At 68.5% G+C, this 17,493-nt stretch carries 19 protein-coding genes and 1 tRNA gene; 11 read left to right on the forward strand and 9 right to left on the reverse strand.

Annotation, left to right across the window (positions count from 1 at the left end; all coding sequences use genetic code 11):
• Window positions 1-32: 32 nt before the first annotated feature.
• Window positions 33-290, forward strand: coding sequence for a glutaredoxin family protein (locus LI334_RS04175; RefSeq protein WP_227261918.1), 258 nt, complete (start codon window positions 33-35; stop codon window positions 288-290).
• Window position 291: 1 nt separating this feature from the next.
• Window positions 292-825: a cob(I)yrinic acid a,c-diamide adenosyltransferase gene (locus LI334_RS04180; RefSeq protein ID WP_227261919.1), complete on the forward strand. Its 534-nt coding sequence runs from the start codon at window positions 292-294 to the stop codon at window positions 823-825.
• Here LI334_RS04180 and LI334_RS04185 read toward each other — a convergent pair.
• A complete protein-coding gene (locus tag LI334_RS04185; RefSeq protein WP_227261920.1) occupies window positions 815-2,542 on the reverse strand; it encodes an adenine deaminase C-terminal domain-containing protein in 1,728 nt (575 codons plus the stop codon). The genes LI334_RS04180 and LI334_RS04185 overlap by 11 nt on opposite strands.
• Before the next feature lie 184 nt (window positions 2,543-2,726).
• Here LI334_RS04185 and LI334_RS04190 point away from each other — a divergent pair, with 184 nt between their 5' ends.
• Both LI334_RS04190 and LI334_RS04195 read left to right on the forward strand, forming a co-directional pair.
• Window positions 2,727-2,981 carry a DUF7553 family protein gene (locus LI334_RS04190; RefSeq protein WP_227261921.1) on the forward strand — a complete coding sequence of 85 codons (255 nt, stop codon included), beginning with the start codon at window positions 2,727-2,729 and terminating at the stop codon, window positions 2,979-2,981.
• Window positions 2,982-3,018: 37 nt separating this feature from the next.
• Window positions 3,019-3,093: transfer RNA gene (locus LI334_RS04195), tRNA-Val, on the forward strand.
• A gap of 219 nt (window positions 3,094-3,312) precedes the next feature.
• Here the strand turns inward: LI334_RS04195 and LI334_RS04200 are convergent.
• On the reverse strand, window positions 3,313-3,594 hold the full coding sequence (locus LI334_RS04200) for a hypothetical protein (protein ID WP_227261922.1): 282 nt from the start codon (window positions 3,592-3,594) through the stop codon (window positions 3,313-3,315).
• 104 nt (window positions 3,595-3,698) lie between these two features.
• Here LI334_RS04200 and LI334_RS04205 point away from each other — a divergent pair, with 104 nt between their 5' ends.
• Window positions 3,699-4,016, forward strand: coding sequence for a hypothetical protein (locus tag LI334_RS04205; protein ID WP_227261923.1), 318 nt, complete (start codon window positions 3,699-3,701; stop codon window positions 4,014-4,016).
• Here LI334_RS04205 and LI334_RS04210 read toward each other — a convergent pair.
• From LI334_RS04210 to LI334_RS04220, 3 genes are read right to left on the reverse strand one after another with little or no spacing between them, the layout of a single operon-like run.
• Window positions 4,013-4,699: a hypothetical protein gene (locus LI334_RS04210; RefSeq protein ID WP_227261924.1), complete on the reverse strand. Its 687-nt coding sequence runs from the start codon at window positions 4,697-4,699 to the stop codon at window positions 4,013-4,015. The genes LI334_RS04205 and LI334_RS04210 overlap by 4 nt on opposite strands.
• Before the next feature lie 49 nt (window positions 4,700-4,748).
• The gene (locus LI334_RS04215; RefSeq protein WP_227261925.1) at window positions 4,749-5,777 is read right to left on the reverse strand and encodes a DNA-methyltransferase; all 1,029 of its coding nucleotides are present in this window, start codon (window positions 5,775-5,777) and stop codon (window positions 4,749-4,751) included.
• A 24-nt stretch (window positions 5,778-5,801) separates the two neighbouring features.
• Window positions 5,802-6,086: a hypothetical protein gene (locus tag LI334_RS04220; protein ID WP_227261926.1), complete on the reverse strand. Its 285-nt coding sequence runs from the start codon at window positions 6,084-6,086 to the stop codon at window positions 5,802-5,804.
• A gap of 88 nt (window positions 6,087-6,174) precedes the next feature.
• On the opposite strand from LI334_RS04220, the gene LI334_RS04225 reads away from it, so the two are divergent.
• Window positions 6,175-7,329 (forward strand): helix-turn-helix domain-containing protein, encoded by a 1,155-nt coding sequence (locus tag LI334_RS04225; RefSeq protein ID WP_227261927.1) that lies wholly within the window; start codon window positions 6,175-6,177, stop codon window positions 7,327-7,329.
• A gap of 233 nt (window positions 7,330-7,562) precedes the next feature.
• Here the strand turns inward: LI334_RS04225 and sucD are convergent, their stop codons facing one another.
• Together sucD and sucC are read right to left on the reverse strand one after the other, a co-directional pair.
• Window positions 7,563-8,432, reverse strand: coding sequence for a succinate--CoA ligase subunit alpha (sucD, locus tag LI334_RS04230; RefSeq protein ID WP_227261928.1), 870 nt, complete (start codon window positions 8,430-8,432; stop codon window positions 7,563-7,565).
• Window positions 8,429-9,571 carry an ADP-forming succinate--CoA ligase subunit beta gene (gene sucC, locus LI334_RS04235; protein ID WP_227261929.1) on the reverse strand — a complete coding sequence of 381 codons (1,143 nt, stop codon included), beginning with the start codon at window positions 9,569-9,571 and terminating at the stop codon, window positions 8,429-8,431. The genes sucD and sucC overlap by 4 nt, the downstream gene beginning before the upstream one ends.
• 108 nt (window positions 9,572-9,679) lie before the next feature.
• Here sucC and LI334_RS04240 point away from each other — a divergent pair, with 108 nt between their 5' ends.
• From LI334_RS04240 to LI334_RS04255, 4 genes are all read left to right on the forward strand, one after another.
• Entirely contained in the window at window positions 9,680-10,636 is a 957-nt protein-coding gene (locus LI334_RS04240) for an NADPH:quinone reductase (RefSeq protein WP_227261930.1), read from the forward strand.
• 106 nt (window positions 10,637-10,742) lie between these two features.
• The gene (locus tag LI334_RS04245; protein WP_227261931.1) at window positions 10,743-12,080 is read left to right on the forward strand and encodes a sodium-dependent transporter; all 1,338 of its coding nucleotides are present in this window, start codon (window positions 10,743-10,745) and stop codon (window positions 12,078-12,080) included.
• A gap of 93 nt (window positions 12,081-12,173) precedes the next feature.
• On the forward strand, window positions 12,174-13,718 hold the full coding sequence (locus tag LI334_RS04250; protein ID WP_343750107.1) for an acyl-CoA carboxylase subunit beta: 1,545 nt from the start codon (window positions 12,174-12,176) through the stop codon (window positions 13,716-13,718).
• Window positions 13,699-13,965 (forward strand): acc operon protein, encoded by a 267-nt coding sequence (locus LI334_RS04255; protein ID WP_227261933.1) that lies wholly within the window; start codon window positions 13,699-13,701, stop codon window positions 13,963-13,965. Before LI334_RS04250 ends, LI334_RS04255 begins: the two co-directional genes overlap by 20 nt.
• Here the strand turns inward: LI334_RS04255 and LI334_RS04260 are convergent.
• Both LI334_RS04260 and LI334_RS04265 read right to left on the reverse strand, forming a co-directional pair.
• Window positions 13,962-14,126, reverse strand: a complete 165-nt coding sequence (locus LI334_RS04260) for a hypothetical protein (RefSeq protein ID WP_227261934.1) — start codon at window positions 14,124-14,126, stop codon at window positions 13,962-13,964. The genes LI334_RS04255 and LI334_RS04260 overlap by 4 nt on opposite strands.
• Before the next feature lie 24 nt (window positions 14,127-14,150).
• Complete coding sequence (locus LI334_RS04265; protein WP_227261935.1) at window positions 14,151-15,542, reverse strand: NCS2 family permease; 1,392 nt, start codon at window positions 15,540-15,542, stop codon at window positions 14,151-14,153.
• 102 nt (window positions 15,543-15,644) lie between these two features.
• Here LI334_RS04265 and LI334_RS04270 point away from each other — a divergent pair, with 102 nt between their 5' ends.
• Window positions 15,645-17,480, forward strand: a complete 1,836-nt coding sequence (locus LI334_RS04270; RefSeq protein ID WP_227261936.1) for an acetyl-CoA carboxylase biotin carboxylase subunit — start codon at window positions 15,645-15,647, stop codon at window positions 17,478-17,480.
• Window positions 17,481-17,493 lie beyond the last annotated feature (13 nt).

Here is a 17,493-nt window from a genome sequence, read left to right on the forward strand (position 1 = left end):
CTTCTATGTGGCCGGCCACCCCAGAACGAGGTATGAGTGACCTCGTGCTGTACTCGCTCGACGGCTGTCCGTACTGCGAGAGGGTGCACGACGCCCTCGACGAGCACGACATCGACTACGAGACGAAGTGGGTGGAGGGCCTGCACTCGAAGCGTAACGAGGTCAAGCGCGTGAGCGGCCAGCGCGCCGTGCCCGTCATCGTGGACGACGACCGGGGCGTGACGATGGCCGAGAGCAGTAACATCGTGGAGTACGTCGAGCGGACGCTCGCGCCGCGGGCGGAGGCCTAGGATGAAGATTTACACGAAGCGGGGGGACGAGGGGAAGACCGACCTCCGGGACATGTCGCGGGTGTCGAAGACGAGCCACCGAATCGAGGCGTACGGCACCGTGGACGAGGTGAACTCGCTGGTCGGGACGGTGCGGCCGACGGGCTACGAGGACGTGGACGACTGGCTGGAGACGATTCAGAACCACCTGCACGTGGTGCAGGCCGACCTCGCGAACCCCGAACCCGAGGAGGACGACCCCGTCGTCGAGGACGACCACACCGCGCAGGTGGAGGCGTTCATCGACACCGCGGAGGAGGAACTGGAGCCCTTACAGCGCTTCATCCTCCCCGGGGGGAGCGAGCCGGGGGCGAAACTCCATCACGCGCGGTCGGTGTGTCGGCGCGCGGAGCGCCGCGTCGTCGCGCTCGCGGGCGAGGAGGAGATAAACGAGGAGGCGGTCGCGTACCTGAACCGGCTCTCGGACGCCCTGTTCGAGTTCGCGAGGCTCGTGAACGCCCGCGAGGGCGTGCCCGAGGAGTCGCCTACGTACTGAGGCCCACGGTCTCTCGGTTCTTCACGTCGGCGTAGCCGTCGGCGGTGAGTTTGAGCGCGGGCACGCCGACGAACGTGAGCGTCTGGAGCGCGAGGAACGGCCGGTCGGCGGTGACGCCGAGGTTCCGGAGGGCTTCCTCGACCGCGCCGATGTGTTGTTCGGTCTCCGTCACGTCCCGCGTGGTGCAGAAGCCGTAGAGCGGCGCGGGGAGTTCCGTGACGACTTCGCCCTCCTCGACGACGACCCAGCCGCCGCCGAGTTCCGCGAGCCGGTCGGCCGCGGTTCGCATATCGGCGTCGTTCGCGCCGACGGCGAGCACGCCCGCGGTCTCCCACGTGATGGTGGTCGCGACCGCGCCCGCGTCCATTCCGACGCCGGTGAGGAAGCCGACGAACCCGCCTCGATTCGCGGGACTCCGGTCGTAGAGCGCGGCTTTCAACACGTCGTTGTCGGGGTCTGCGTGGAGTTCGTCGTCGCGCACGCTCGGGGAGACGGTGGTTTCTGCGGTGAGGAGGCCGCCCTCGTGTTCGATGGCGCGAACGGCCGCCGGGTCGTCGGGGGCCGGGACGGCGAGGAAGTCGTCGGGCAGGCGTGGCGTGGTGTCGTACGCGTGCTCGGGGTAGTCGTGGGGCCGCGGGCCGACCTGGAGGTCGTGGGTGTCCACGACGACCTCGCCGCCGGCGACGACAGTCGAAACGTCCACGTCGTCGAGGGAGTCGAGGACGAGAATGTCGGCGTCCGCGCCGGGCGCGAGCGTCCCCTTCCCGTCGAGTCCGAAGTGTTTCGCGGGCGTGAGGGTCGCCATTCGGAGGGCGTCCACGGGTTCGACGCCTTCCTCGATGGCGCGCTCGACGGCGGCGTCCATCGCGCCGTCCACGAGGTCGCGCGGCCACGTCCCATCGGTGGACAGCGAGAAGTCCGCGTCCCCGACTTCGGCGTAGGCGTCGCCGAGCGCGGCGGCGTCGTCGCGGATGGTGCCGACGCGCGCGATGCTGTGGATGCCGTTCTCGACGCGGGCGACGTGGTCGCGGCCGCTGATGGACTCGTGGTCGTCGTCCACGAGCGTGGCGAGTTCCGCGAGCGCGTCGCCGCGGCAGCCGGCGGCGTGGGAGCCGACGGTCTTCCCGCGGTCGTGCGCGGCGTCGTAGAGGTCGTGGACGGGGCTTTCGTGGTTGACGGCGTGAATCCACGCGGCTTCCCCGACGCCGACGACGCGGTCGCGGTCGAGCGCGGCGGCGAGGTCGTCCGGACTGCAGAGCGGACTGGTGAACGTGTCGAGACACGGCCCGGGCGGGACGGTCGCGTAGACGGAGACGGGGAGGTCGCGGGTGGCGTCGAGCATCGCGTCCACGGCGTCCGCGCCCGCGAGTTCGCCCCAGGACGCGAGTTCGGTGACGAGCGTGGTGGTGCCGCCGCGGAGCGCGTACTGGTAGGCGTAGTCGAACGCCTGGTGGAGGTCGAGGTGGGTGTGGGCGTCCACGAACCCGGGGACGACGGCTTTCTCGCTCGCTTCGACGACGGTGGTGCCGGGGCCGGTGACGCGGTCGGGGTCGTCGGTGAGCGCGGCGACGGTGTCGTTCACGACGGCGACGGCGACGGCGTCGAACTGGCGGGTTTCGGGGCGGTAGACGCGGCCGCCGCGGACGACGAGGTCGGCGTGCTGGTCGCCGCGTGCGACGCGCTGGACGGCGCTCGCGGAGCCCTCCGTGTCGGACATGAGAAGTGGGTGTCCCGGCGGCGTGAAAGCGGTTGTGATAGCCGCCGGGGTGGGACAGACAACGCCGGAGTGATGCCAACCGACGCTAGTTTTAGGCACGCCTAACAACGACTAAAGCGTTCCGATTTAGGCTGGCCTAAAATACGCCACAAGGGTTTTCTCCGAGAGAAGCCTCCCTACAACTATGAACGAACGCTTCCAGGACGCCCGCCACCACGTCGAACGCGCCGTCACGAACGCCCGCGAAGGCCTCGAAGACGAGTTCGAGGACATCGAGAACCGCGTCCGCGAACTCGTCGGCAAGGAGACAGAACCCGAACCCAGTCGCGTCGAAAACCTCAAGCGAGACCTCAAGGGTCTCGAACAACGAGCCGAAGGCGACGCACGCGCCGCCCTCAAGAAAGCCCGCGACCGCCTCGACAACACTCGCTCCGAATAAGCAGTCTTAAGTTTTCCACCCGACTACGAGTGAGTGCGGGTCGGTGGTCTAGTTCGGTTATGACGGCTCCTTCACACGGAGCAGGCCGGCGGTTCAAATCCGCCCCGACCCACTTCTGCCGCGAACGAACCGTGAGCGACGAATTCGTGCGGGGCGGACGCTTCGAACTCAGCGAGTCGTAGCGCGAACAGCGTGAGCGACCGTCTCGCGCTGGTTCCGGAATCCGCCTCGCCCCACTTCTGGCGAGGTGGATGCGGCGTTCTGATTGTCGAGTGCAGGTGTTTGAGTGCGTGCGTTCGCGTCTATTAGTCTGTGGCGTCCGGCGGTGTGTTCATTCGCTCCAGTAGGCTGCGAGCGCGAGTGCGAGTGCGACGCCGGTGGCGAACGCGATGGCGAGCGTTGTGGCGTTGATGGCGTCCCGGTACTGCCAGCAGAGGACGCCCGCGGCGGCGAAGTTGGCGCTTCCCCAGAGGACGTTCACGACGGGGCTGGAGTCCGGGCCGGCGGGCGTCATGTGTCTCGTTCCGGTGACGCCTTGTACGAAGTGTGGGATGCTGTTCGTTCCGAGGAGTCCGACACCTGCGAACGCTGCGAGCGCGGCGAGCGTCGTCATGGTGTCTCATCGGGAGTCTGCGGTATAGGTGTTTGTTCGATTGGGTGTCTCGCGGACGCGATGGTTTCCGACAATTTTTGTCGGTGGAGCGCGGTTGGTGTGGTATGCCTAGTCGTGGTTCTGCTGGTGGGTCGCGTGCGCGGTTGCCCGAGGTGGTGCCGTTCGAGGTGTCTCGGGTGTCGCGCGAGAACTGGGAGAACGGGTCGCGCGTCGCCGACGCGGACGCGTCGTCGCTCCGCGGACGGTGGGGCACCGTGGGGGCGTCGTGGGAGGTGTCGGTGTTCGTGGCGACCCGGGAGACGGTGTTGTTGCGGGTGCGGACGCCGGTGGGACGGGAGCGGTTCTACGAGACGACGCAGCGGGACGTGCAGGGCGTGGTGACGGCGCTCGACGCGTCGTCGCGCTGGCGGCGGTTGGATTAGGTTTCGTCGGTGAGGCCGCGGCGGATGGCGCGGACGAGGTCTTCGATTTCGTCGGGTTCGGCGTCGAGGCTGAGGTCGAGGCTGAGCGCGAGCGCGTCGCTTCCGGGGCGGGTGCCTGGGTCGGTGTTCACGTCGAGCGCGTCGCTCGCGAGGAGCGAGGTCACCAGGCTGTCGAGCGATTCGTCCGTGTCGGCGTCGGGGAGGCGGTAGGTGTCGTCGTCGCGTTCGAGAACGCCAGTCCAGACGTAGAGGTCGAGGAGGGTGTGGAGGCCGGTGTCGGCGCGGCCCTCGGGTTCGTGGTCGGTGAGTGCGGCGAGGAGGGCGTGCAGGCGCTCCTCGCCGAGCGAGTTGTCGCGGAGGAGGCCGCGCACGTCCGCGGTGGGCGGCCAGTCGTCGAGGAGGCGGCGGGCGTGCTCGCGCGCGGCGTCGGTGTCGCCGTCCCGGAGCGCGGTCGCGAGGCGCTCGCCGGCGTCGGTGAGTTCGTGTTGCTGGCCGTCGGGGTCGAGGACGCCGAGTTCTTCGAGGAACGGCGTCTGTCGGCCGACGGCGTCGCTCACGTCGAGTTCGTCCGCCACGTCCTTCGTGTACACCGGGTCGTCGGCCGCGCCGGCCTCGGCCCAGCCGGCGATAACGTCCAGGAGCGTGTCGCGGTCGACGCCCTTCGGAATCGCGTGCTCACCCATGGCAGGGGGTTCCGGCGCGCGCGACAAAAAGCGGGCGGCCGCCCGCGCCCTAGACGGGGGTGTGGGTGGCGCGGTAGCCGCGTTCGTCCGCGTCGAGCGCGTCGATGTCGCTGACGGCGTAGAGCTGGATGTCGCGTTCGCGCTTGGTGCGGACGGGGAAGTCGTAGTTCGCGGCGGCGTACGCGAGGTCGTCGTCGGTTCGCTCGACGTACGCGCGGTGGGCGTCGAGGCGTTCCCGGGCGACGGTGCGGGACTGCGCGGGAACCTCGGTGACGGCGTCCGCGTATCGCTCGACGAGACTGGTGTCGAGTTCGTAGCCGACGGAGTTCCGGGCGGCGCACATCGCCGCGGTCGTGGTGGTGCCGGTTCCCCAGAACGGGTCGAGCACGAGGTCGTTCCGGGTCGAGTACATGTTCACGAGGCGGTAGGGGAGTTCGAGCGGGAACGCGGCGGAGCGCTCGCGCGCGGCGTCCTCGATGGGCTGGAGTTCGCCCGTCACGTCCGTCCAGAGGTCGCTGAACCACTCGTTGCGTTCCTCCCAGAAGTACGCGGACGCGTACCGGTCGTCGTCCATCGGCTCGAACTCGCGTTTCTCGCCCTTCCGGAAGACGAGGACGTACTCGTGTTCGAGCGTGACGTACGCGTTCGGCGGGAGCATCCCACTTCCCATGAACTTCGCGGCGCTGTTCGTCGGTTTCCGCCAGACGATTTCGGGGAGCGGGCTGAGGCCGCGGGCCGCGAGCGCGCTCGTGACCCGGGAGTGGTTCGGGTAGACGCGGAACTCGCCGAGGGTGCGCGTGGCGTCCCCGACGTTCACGCACGCGATACCGCCGTCGGTGAGGACGCGCGCGACCTCGTCCCAGACGCCGTCCAGTTGGGCGTGCATCGACTCGAACGCGCGCTGGCCGTCGCCGGCGTCGAGCGCGTCACCCACCGCGGGGTCGCGCTCCCGGAAGAGTTCGTCCCACATCTCTATCATCGGGTACGGCGGCGACGTGACGACGAGATCCACCGAGCCGTCGGGGAGACGGGCCATGTCGCGGGCGTCCGCGGCGAGCGTGCGGTGGGTGGTCTGCATTCGTTCGTAGTCGTCGCGCCCGCCCTATGGTGTTTTCCTCTCCGCCAGCCCCGCGACCTGGAGGAGGCGGAGGACGCCGAGGTAGAGCGTGCAGGCGGCGATGACGAGGATGCCGAGGAGCGAGACGAGCGCGGACAGCGGGACGAACCGCGCCTCGAACCGATAGTACCCGAGGTTTCCCGCGGCGACCGCGACGATGGCCGCGACCGCGGCGACGGTGATGAGGGAGAGCCCGGAGAGCACGATGGCGGCGATCCACGGGTGGACGAACCGGTCGAGGAACGCGCGAACCGAGCCGAGCACGGACATGGTAGCGGGTACGCGGGCCGGGGAGAAGTGTGATGTGGTTTCGCTGGCGGGACAACGCGCCTAAGTGTCGGCGCGACGCAGTCTCGGTATGGACTCGCGGCTCTCCCGGGAGAACGCGCTCCTCCACCGCGTGTGCGACCGCCTCGTAGAGGCGTCCGACCGAACCGGCCTCGAAGACGGCGTCTGCGAGGCGGTCGCGGGCGTCGAGGGCGTGTCGTACGCGTGGCTCGGGACGCGGCGGATGACCGAGGCCGTCGAACCGCGGGCGGCCGCGCCGCCCGACGACGACTTCGAGCGCGCGCTGGAACCGACCGCCGGCGGGGACGACGGCCCGGTCGGGCGCGCGCTCGCCGACCGCGAACCCGTGGTCTCCGACGCGACCGCCCTCCCCGACGCCGAACGCCGTGACGCCGCGACCGCTCGCGGAACCGAACGCGTCGCGGCCGTCCCGCTCCTGTGGAGCGACGCGCTCTACGGCGTCCTCGTCGCGCACGCACCCCGGAAGGGCGCGTTCACGGGCGAGTTCGTGGGCGTGCTGGCCGAGGTCGGGACGCTCGTCGGCGCGGCGCTCGCCGCGTCGGAACGCCGCCGCCGCCTCCACGCGGGCCGCCTCGTCGAACTCGACCTCCGCGTCACCGACCGCGGGCGCTTCCCCTACGACGCGACCCGCGACCTCGACTGTCGCGCGACGATGCTCGGGTACACGGACGACGACGGCGCGTTCACGGTGACGTTCGGCGTCACCGGGCCGGACGCGACCGCGGGGCGCGTCCGCGCCGCCACGGACGACGCGACCGTGACCGTCTCGGAACCCGCGTCCGGCGGCGTGGTCGCGGAGACCACGCGCTCCGCGGACTCCGTGCTCGGCGCGCTCGCGGACGTGGGCGCGACACTCTCCGACGGCGCGGTGGAGAACGGCACCGCCCGAATCACGGTTCGCCTCGCGCCCGGCGCGACCATCCCCGCGGTCATCGACCGCGTGGACGCCATCGCCGCCACCGTCTCCGTCGCGTCGAAACGCGAAATCGACCGCGGAGACGCCACCTACACGGGCGCGCTCGACGCGCTCACCGACCGCCAGCGAACCGTCCTCACCGCCGCCTACGAGAACGGCTACTTCGAGTGGCCGCGCGACGCGAGCGGCGACGACCTCGCCGCCGCCCTCGACATCGCGCCCGCGACCTTCCACCAGCACCTCCGCGCCGCCCACCGCAACCTCCTCGACGAACTCCTCGCCGACTGACGCGACCGCTCCCAGCGTTCTCGACCGTTCGACGCTCCGCAAAAGCAAAGAGCGGCGTCCACACTGCTCGTACACGACTCACCGAAGAACGCAAATTGGGATTCCCGCCACCCACCGTGCGGTCGGGTGGGGATCTGCAACGGGTAAACGGTCGCCGGAGGCGACCGTTTAGGGTCCTCGAAAATCGGAGATTTTCGGGATCCAGAGAGACCTTCGGTCTCTCGACGAGTTGCTTAGAGGAAGTCCTCGATGTGGTCGACGACTTCCGCGGGAGTGTCGCCGACGGGGACGCCGGCGTCGTTGAGGGCGTCGATTTTGGACTCCGCGGTGCCGGTGCCGGAGCCGGAGACGATTGCGCCGGCGTGACCCATGCGCTTGCCCGGGGGCGCGGTGCGGCCGGCGATGAAGCCGGCGACGGGCGTGTCCATGTTCTCGGCGATGTAGGCGGCGGCTTCCTCCTCGTCCTCGCCGCCGATTTCGCCGCACATCACGACGGCCTCGGTGTCGGGGTCGTTCTCGAACGCTTCGAGGGCGTCGATGAAGTCCGTGCCGATGATGGGGTCGCCGCCGATGCCGATGGCGGTGGTCTGGCCGATACCGCGGCTCGTGAGCGTGTCGACGACCTGGTAGGTGAGGGTGCCGGAGCGGGAGACGAGGCCGACGTTCCCGGACTCGAAGATGTTGCCGGGGAGGATGCCGAGCTTGCTCTCGCCGGGCGTGATGATACCGGGGCAGTTCGGGCCCTGGAGGCGGGTGTCGACCTCGCTCAGGCGCTTGTTCACTTTCGCCATGTCCTGCGTCGGGATGCCTTCCGTGATGGCGACGACGAGGTCGAGGCTCGTGTCGAGCGCCTCGAAGATGGCGTCCGCGGCGAACGCGGGCGGGACGAAGACGACGGACGCGTCGGCGTCCTCCTCCTCGACGGCTTCGTTGACCGTGTCGTAGACGGGGACGCCGGCGACTTCCTGCCCGCCCTTGCCGGGCGAGGTGCCGGCGACGACGTTCGTCCCGTATTCGAGCATCTGTTCGGTGTGGAACTTGCCTTCGCCGCCCGTGATACCCTGTACCACGACGCGGGTGTCTTCGTCAACTAGGATACTCATTGGTCTTCCTCCGCGTATTCGACGGCGCGCTGCACTGCGCCTTCGAGGGTTTCTTCGACGGTGACGAGTTCGTCGTTCAGGATTTCGCGGCCCTCCGCGGCGTTCGTGCCGGCGAGCCGGACGACGACGCGCTTCGGAATCTCGTCGAACTGTTCGAGGGCTTCGTTGATACCCTTCGCGACTTCGTCACCGCGCGTGATACCACCGAAGATGTTGAACACGACGGAATCGACGTTCTCGTCGCTGAACACCATGTCGAGGGCGTTCGCGACGCGTTCGGCTTTCGCGCCGCCGCCGATGTCGAGGAAGTTCGCGGGCTTCCCGCCGTAGTAGTCCACGAGGTCGAGCGTGGTCATGACGAGACCCGCGCCGTTCCCGATGATGCCGACGTTGCCGTCGAGGCGGACGTAGTCGAAGCCGTACTCGTTCGCCTTGGCTTCGAGTTCGTCCTCCGCGGCCTCGTCCTCCATCTCCGCGAGGTCGGGGTGGCGGAAGAGCGCGTCCTCGTCGATGTTGAGGACGGCGTCCGCGGCGACGACTTCGTCGTCGCTCGTGACCATCAGCGGGTTGATTTCGGCGTCCGACGCGTCCTTGGATTCCCAGAGGTCGTAGAGGGTCGTCAGGACGCTCGCCACGTCGCGCGCGACGGCCTTGTCGACGCCGGCGTCGTAGACGACCTTCCGCGCCTGGTAGGGATGCATGCCGAACGCGGGGTCGATGTGTTCGCGGGCGATGGCGTCGGGGTCTTCCTCGGCGACCTCCTCGATGTTGACGCCGCCCTTCGTGGACACCATCGCGACGGGTTTGCCCTCGCCGCGGTCCATCGTCACACCGACGTAGAGTTCGTTCGTGAAGTCGACTGCTTCCTCGACGAGAACCTTCTCGACGGTGTAGCCCTTGAGGTCCATCCCGAGGATGTCCTCAGCCGCGTCGCGGGCTTCGTCACTGTCCTCGGCGAGCTTGATACCGCCGGCTTTCCCCCGGCCGCCGACGTGGACCTGCGCCTTCACTGCGACAGGATACCCGAGTCGCTCCGCGATGGAGACGACGTCGTCGACGGTGGACGCGACCTCCGAGCCGGGCGTCGGGATGCCGGCGTCGGCGAACACGCCCTTCGCCTGATATTCGTGAAGCCTCATGTGCGTTCGTTACTCCCGCCGGGCGTCGCTTAAAGCCGTCCATTTGTGCAAGCGTACCACTCCGCGAACGACGAACACTTATCGGGGTTCGCGGCGACGCTTCCGCGTATGCGCGCAGTCAGATTCCACGAGACGGGCGGGTCGGACGTGCTCCGCGTGGAGGACGTGCCGACGCCGACGCCCGACCCGGACGAGGTGCTGGTGCGGGTGGAGGCCGCGGGCGTGAACCCCGTGGACACGTACAGCCGCCGCGGGAAGCGCGAGCCGCCGGCGTTCCCGATGACGCCGGGCGCGGATCTCGCGGGCGTCGTCGAGTCGGTCGGCGCAAACGTCACCGGCTTCGCGGCGGGCGACCGCGTGTTCGGAACGGGACTGGGGCGCACCCAGCAGGGGACGTACGCGGAGTACGCGGTCGCGCGCCCCGACCAGCTCGCGCGCCTCCCGGACGGCGTCTCCTATCCTGAGGGCGCGGCGGTCGCGCTCGTCGGCGTGACGGCGTGGCGCGCGCTCGTGGATCACGCGGGCCTCGACCCGGCGGAGACCTGTCTGATTCACGGCGGGAGCGGAGGCGTCGGCCACGTCGCGGTGCAGATCGCGGACGCCGCGGGCGCGACAGTCGTCACCACCGCGAACGAGGAGTACGGGCGGTCGCTCCCCGACCTCGGCGCGGACGTGGTGCTCGACTACGCGCGCGACGACCTCGAAGCGGCGCTCGTGGAGGCGGGGCGGCCGGACGTGATTCTCGACCACCGGCTCGACGAGTACCTCGACCTGGACGCGGCGGTCGCGGCGCAGGGCGCGCGCGTCGTCGGTATCGGGAACACCACGCCCGAGGCGGGGTTCTCGGACATCACGGCGGCGCGTCGCGCGGAACTCACCGTGTCGCTGATGAGCATGTTCAACACGCCTGACCTCTCCAGGGTGCTCGCACGCCTCGCGCGCCTGCTGTCGGCCGGTCGGCTCGCCCCCGAGGTCTCGCGAACCTACGACCTCGACGAGGCCGGGGCCGCCCAGGACGCCGTGCTCAACGACTCCGTGTTCGGGAAACTCGTCATCACGGTATAAGGACAAAACTGTCTGATTCGGAAGTAATCTGCGGGCACTCCCGCGGTTTTCTCGAAGACTCTTCTGTGGGTTTAAGTAGTCGGGTTGTCGATTGTCGTGGTACGCTATGACAGAACGAGAGACTTGGGCGACCCGTCTCGGGTTCATCCTCGCGGCGGTCGGTAGCGCAGTCGGTCTCGGGAACATCTGGCAGTTCCCGTTCAAGACAGCGACCAACGGCGGGGCGGCGTTCCTCGTCGTCTACCTCCTTGCGGCGTTCCTCATCGGGTTCCCGATCATCCTCGGCGAGTTCGCTATCGGGCGACGCGCGAAGATAAACGCCGTCGAAGCGTTCCAGCGCCTCAAACACCCGGCGTGGACTATCGTCGGCGCACTCGGGCTGTTCACGGGGCTGTGGATACTTTCCTACTACAGCGTTGTCGGTGGCTGGGTTCTCCGATACATCGGCGGGAGCATCACCGCCGGCTACTTCGGTGACCCCGCGATGTACTTCGACAGCGTCTCGATGGGCTGGGACGCCATCGCGCTCCACGCCGTGTTCATGGCTCTCACCGCCGGTATCGTCGCGTTCGGCGTCGAGGACGGCATCGAAAAGGCGACGAAGCTCATGGTTCCGAGCATCGTCGTCATCCTCGTCGGTCTCGCCGTCTACGCGTTCACCCTCGACGGCGCGGCGGACGCGTACAGCTTCTATCTCACTCCCGACTTCACGTATCTCGCCAACAACCTCGGCGACGTCGTCCCGTACGCGGTCGGGCAGGCGTTCTTCTCGCTCTCGCTCGGAATGGGCGCGATGATAACGTACGCGTCCTACGTCGGACGCGACGACAGCCTCCCCGCCGACGGCGGACTCATCACCGTTCTCAACACCGCGGTCGGCGTTCTCGCAGGGTTCGTCGTGCTCCCGCTCCTGTTCGCGCAGTTCGGCCAGCTCCCCGAAACGGCCGCGGGCGGCGGGCCGGGTGCGCTCTTCATCTCGGTCGCGTCCGCGTTCGCCGACCTCGGCCTGCTCGGCCGCGCCGCGGGTGCGGTGTTCTTCTTCGTCGTGCTCATCGCCGCGCTCTCTTCCGCCATCAGCCTCCTCGAAGTCGTCACCTCGTACTGCGTCGACCGGTACGGTCTCAGCCGGCCTGGCGTCGCGTTCGGCGTCGCCGGCGTCCTGTTCCTCCTCGGGACGCTCTCAGCGTGGAACACCGCCTGGCTCGGCTGGTTCGACACGCTCGCGTACAAGGTTCTGCTCCCCGCGTCGGTTCTGCTCGGCGTCGTCTTCGTCGGCTGGGTGTACGCGCCGCAGGCCGTCGACGAAATCGAAGCGGGGTCGAACCTCGAATGGTTCGGATCCGTCTGGATCTGGTCGATTCGGACGTTCGTCCTGCTCGGCGTCGTCGCCACGCTCCTCCTCGGCGTGAATTCCATCTACGGGATGCCGCCCCTCCCGTTCTGAGACCACGCGGTCTCGAACGGTCGTTTATGCGGAACGCCTTTTTGACTGCTGGTCGTTGGCCCGCGTAATGACAGGGTGTTCGAGTCGATGACGATGGACGACCGCATCGAGGAGCTCCGCGAGAAGAAGGCCGAGGCCGCGAAGGGCGGCGGCGAAGACCGCATCGAGTCCCAGCACGAGAAGGGGAAGATGACGGCGCGCGAGCGCATCGACTACTTCCTCGACGACGACACCTTCCAGGAGTTCGACCAGCTCCGCACCCACCGCAGCCACAACTTCGGGATGGAAGAAGACCAGATTCCCGGGGACGGCGTGGTGACGGGCTACGGCGAAGTAAATGGTAGAAAGGTGTTCGTGTTCGCGCACGACTTCACCGTCTTCGGCGGGAGTCTCGGCGAGGTGTTCGCGGAGAAGGTGACGAAGGTGATGGACAAGGCGATGGAGGTCGGTGCGCCCGTCATCGGCCTGAACGACTCCGCGGGCGCGCGCATCCAGGAGGGCGTGGACGCGCTCGCGGGCTACGCCGACATCTTCCACCGGAACCAGCAGGCCTCTGGGGTCGTTCCCCAGATTTCGGCAATCATGGGGCCGTGCGCGGGCGGTGCCGTCTACTCGCCCGCCATCACGGACTTCGTGTTCATGGTGAATGACACGAGCCACATGTTCATCACCGGCCCGGACGTCATCGAGACGGTCACGGGCGAGGAGGTCGGGTTCGAGGAACTCGGCGGCGCGACCACGCACTCCAGCACGTCGGGGGTCGCGCACTTCGCCGAGGACTCCGAAGAGGACGCGCTGGACAACATCCGACGCTTGCTCTCCTACCTCCCGCAGAACAACGTCGAAGACCCGCCGCGGGTCGAACCCTGGGACGACCCCGAGCGCCGCGACGAGGAACTGCAGAGCATCGTCCCCGACCAGCCCCGCAAACCGTACGACGTGACGAACGTCGTCGATTCGGTGGTGGACGAGGGGTCATTTTTCGAGGTGCAGGAGAACTTCGCGAAGAACCTCGTCGTCGGATTCGCTCGCCTCGACGGCCGCAGCGTCGCCATCGTCGCGAACCAGCCCCGCGTGAACGCGGGGACGCTCGACATCGAGGCGTCCGAGAAGGGCAGTCGGTTCGTCCGCTTCTGCGACTCCTTCAACATCCCCATCCTCACGTTCGTGGACGTACCCGGGTTCCTCCCCGGCACCGACCAGGAGCATAATGGGATTATCCGGCACGGCGCGAAACTCCTCTACGCGTTCAGCGAGGCCTCCGTGCCCCTGATGACGGTTATCACGCGGAAGGCGTACGGCGGCGCGTACGACGTGATGGCGTCGAAGCACATCGGCGCGGACGTGAACTACGCGTGGCCGACCGCGGAAATCGCCGTGATGGGGCCGAAGGGCGCGGTGAACGTCCTCTACCGCGAGGAACTCGCGGAGGCGGACGACCCCGACGAGAAGCGCGAGGAACTCATCGACGAGTACCGCGAGAAGTTCGCGAACCCCTACACTGCGGCCGACCGCGGGTACGTGGACGACGTTATCGAACCGCAGGAAACGCGGCCGCGGCTCATCGACGACCTCGAAATGCTCACCGGAAAGCGGGTCGACCAGCCCGAGAAGAAACATGGAAACATCCCGCTATAGCGTCTCCCTGCCGGAGGACGCGAGCGAGGACGAGGCGGCCGCCATCGCGGCGGCGGTGAGCGCGCACCTCCGCGACCGGGAGGCCGCGGCGGCCGCCGCGGCGGCGGAAGCGGACGGCGAGTCCTGGGACGGCGAGCGCTGGGGGTTCGCGGGCCGCGTGAACGCCCTCCAGTCCCGCGACGTGCGGGTGCCGGACGGCGCGCCGACCGACCCGTGGAGCGCGGCGGGACGAACCGAGCGCTTCTAGCGGTACCGGCCCGCTACCGCGCCCGCGGCGAACACGAGCAGGCTGGCGGCGGTCGCGGCGGCGAGCGGGTACGCGTCCAGGGACGGCGTCGGTATCAGGGCCGCCCACGCGAGCACGGCGAACGCGACGACCGAGACGAAGATTCCCGTCGAATCGAGCATACCCGTCCTTCGACTTCCGGGGTCTTAGAGGGTGGCGAGAACGCCGCTCGTGCGGACGAAGAAGTAGACGACGAAGGCGGCGGCGAGCACCCACTGACCGACGCGCACGTCCTCGTACTCGCCGGCGGCGGCCTTCATCAGGGGATAGGAGACGATGCCGGCGGCGATGCCGTACGCGATAGAGTAGGTGAACGGCATCACGATGATGGTGAGACCGGCGGGCACGGCGTGCGTCGGGTCGTTCCAGTCCACCTCGCTGACGTTCCCGAGCATGATGATGGCGACGACGACGAGCGCGATGTGGCTCGCGTAGAGGGGGACGGCGGCGGCGAGCGGGACGAACGCGAGCGCGAGCAAAAAGAGGAGGCCGACGACGAGCGCGGTCAGGCCCGTCCGACCGCCGGCTTCGACGCCGGTCGCGGATTCGATGTAGGCGGTGACGGTGGACGTGCCGAGCATCCCGCCGACGGTCGTGCCGACCGCGTCGGCCATCAGGGGTTTCTCCATCTCGGGGAGGTTGCCGTCCTCGTCGAGGAACCCGCCGACCTGACTGACGCCGGTGAGCGTCCCCGCGGTCTCGAAGAAGTCGATGAAGAAGAACGTGAACACGACGAGCGCGAACCCGAACGCCTCGACGTGCTGGAACCCCTCGACGAACGCGCCGGCGAGCGGCGTGATGTCGTACTGGGGGTCGGGAACGGACGGCGCGAGCTGGGGGGCGACGCCGAGCGACGCGACGGCCCAGCCGACGGCGGTGGTCGCGAGCACGCCGAGAATTATCGCGCCCCGCACGTCCCGGGTGTGGAGGGCGAGCGTGGCGAAGAGGCCGAGGACGGCGAGCAGCGCGACCGGGTTCTGGGCGATGTTTCCGAGCGTGACGATGGTGTCCGGGTGGCTGACGACGACGCCCATGCCTTCGAGGCCGATGATGGCGAGGAACAGTCCGAGCGCGCTCCCGATGGCGAACTTCACCGGCTGTGGGAAGAGTTTCACGACGTACTCGCGCGCGCCGACGGCGGTGAGGACGATGAAGAGCACGCCCTCGGTGACGATGGCGGCGAGCGCGGTCTGCCACGGAACCCCCATCACGCCGACGACCGTGTACGCGAAGAAGGCGTTCAGGCCGAGGCCGGGCGCGAGCGCGAACGGGCGGTTGGCGTAGAACGCCATCACGAGTATCGCCGCGGCGGACGCGAGGATGGTGACGACGGCGAGCATCTGTTGGACTTCGGAGACGGTGTATCCGGGAACCGCGATGCCGGGTTTGTCCTCCGTCGCGGCGAGTATCGCGGGGTTGACGACGACGATGTAGCTCATCGTGAGGAACGTCGTCAGTCCCGCGAGCGCTTCGGTTCTGAAGTCGGTGTCGTGGTCGTCGAGGCTGAAGGTGGCGGCGAGCCAGTCGCGTGCGGTCATCCTTCACCCACTGGTGGGGGTGGGCCGGTTAGTGGTGTCGGTTCCCGCCTCGACCCGTGCTGAACCGACACAATGAGTAGGCCGGTGGGTGAACCCCCATCTATGTTCGAGAAGGTTCTGGTGGCGAACCGCGGGGAAATCGCCGTGCGCGTGATGCGTGCGTGCGAGGAACTCGGCATCGACACCGTCGCCGTGTACAGCGAGGCGGACAAGCACTCGGGTCACGTCCGGTACGCGGACGAGGCGTACAACATCGGGCCCGCGCGTGCGGCGGACTCCTACCTCGACCACGAGGCCGTCATCGACGCGGCCCAGCAGGCGGGCGCGGACGCCATCCACCCCGGGTACGGCTTCCTCGCGGAGAACGCGGAGTTCGCGGGGAAGGTCGAGGACGCGGAGGGCGTGACGTGGGTCGGCCCGCGCAGCGACTCGATGCGCCGACTCGGCGAGAAGACGCAAGCCCGGAAGTCGATGGACGCCGCGGACGTGCCCATCGTCCCCGGAACCACCGACCCCGTCACCGACCCCGAGGAGGTTCGAGAGTTCGGGGAGGAACACGGCTACCCCGTCGCTATCAAGGCCGAAGGCGGCGGTGGCGGCCGCGGGATGAAGGTCGTGCACGGCCCGGACGAGGTCGCGGACAAACTCGAATCCGCCCAGCGCGAGGGCGAGGCGTACTTCGACAACTCGACGGTGTACCTCGAACGCTACCTCGAAAACCCGCGGCACATCGAGGTGCAGATCGTTGCCGACCACCACGGGAACGTCCGCCACCTCGGTGAGCGCGACTGCAGTCTCCAGCGCCGCCACCAGAAGGTCATCGAGGAGGGGCCGAGTCCCGCCCTGACGGACGACCTCCGGGAGAAAATCGGGGAGGCCGCGCGCCGGGGCGCGGACGCGGCGGACTACTACAACGCGGGGACGTTCGAGTTCCTCGTCGAGGACACCCGCGAGCAGGGCGCGGGCGAAGTACTGGACGCGGACGCGGACTTCTACTTCCTCGAAGTGAACACGCGAATCCAGGTCGAGCACACCGTCACGGAGGAACTGACGGGCATCGACATCGTGAAGTGGCAGCTCAAAATCGCCGCCGGCGAGGAACTCGACTTCTCGCAGGACGAGGTCGAACTCGACGGGCACGCGATGGAGTTCCGCATCAACGCGGAGAACGCCGCGGAGGAGTTCGCGCCCGCGACCGGCGGCACGCTCGAAACCTACGACACGCCGGGCGGTATCGGCGTGCGGATGGACGACGCCCTCCGGCAGGGCGACGACCTCGTGACGGACTACGACTCGATGATCGCGAAGCTCGTGGTCTGGGGGAACACGCGCGAGGAGTGCATCGAGCGCTCGCAGCGCGCGCTCGCCGAGTACGAAATCGAGGGCATCCCGACCATCATCCCCTTCCACCGCCTGATGCTCACCGACGACGCGTTCGTCGCGGGCGAGCACACGACGAAGTACCTCGACGAGGAACTCGACGAGGACGCCGTCACCGACGCCCAGGAGAAGTGGGGGACGGAGACCACGAGCGAGTCCGGCGAGGAGGACGTGGTGGAGCGCGAGTTCACCGTCGAGGTCAACGGCAAGCGCTTCGACGTGGACCTCGAAGAGCGCGGCGCGGCCCCCATCGAGGTGTCCGCGGGCGGCGAGAGCACGTCCCAGCGCCCCGAACCCGCGGGCGGCGCGGACGACGACAGTGACGACGTGGTCGTCGAAGGCGACGGCGAGCGCGTCGAAGCGGAGATGCAGGGCACCATCCTCTCCGTGGACGTGGCGGAGGGCGACGAGGTCGCGCCCGGCGACGTGCTCCTCGTTCTGGAGGCGATGAAGATGGAGAACGACGTGGTCGCGTCCAGCGGCGGGACGGTGACGCAGGTCGTCGTGGAGGAGGGCGAGTCCGTCGACATGGGCGACGTGCTCGTCGTCATCGAGTAGGCGTCCCAATCTT

Origin of the sequence: Salarchaeum japonicum (assembly GCF_020614395.1) — an archaeon.
Lineage (GTDB): Archaea > Halobacteriota > Halobacteria > Halobacteriales > Halobacteriaceae > Salarchaeum > Salarchaeum japonicum.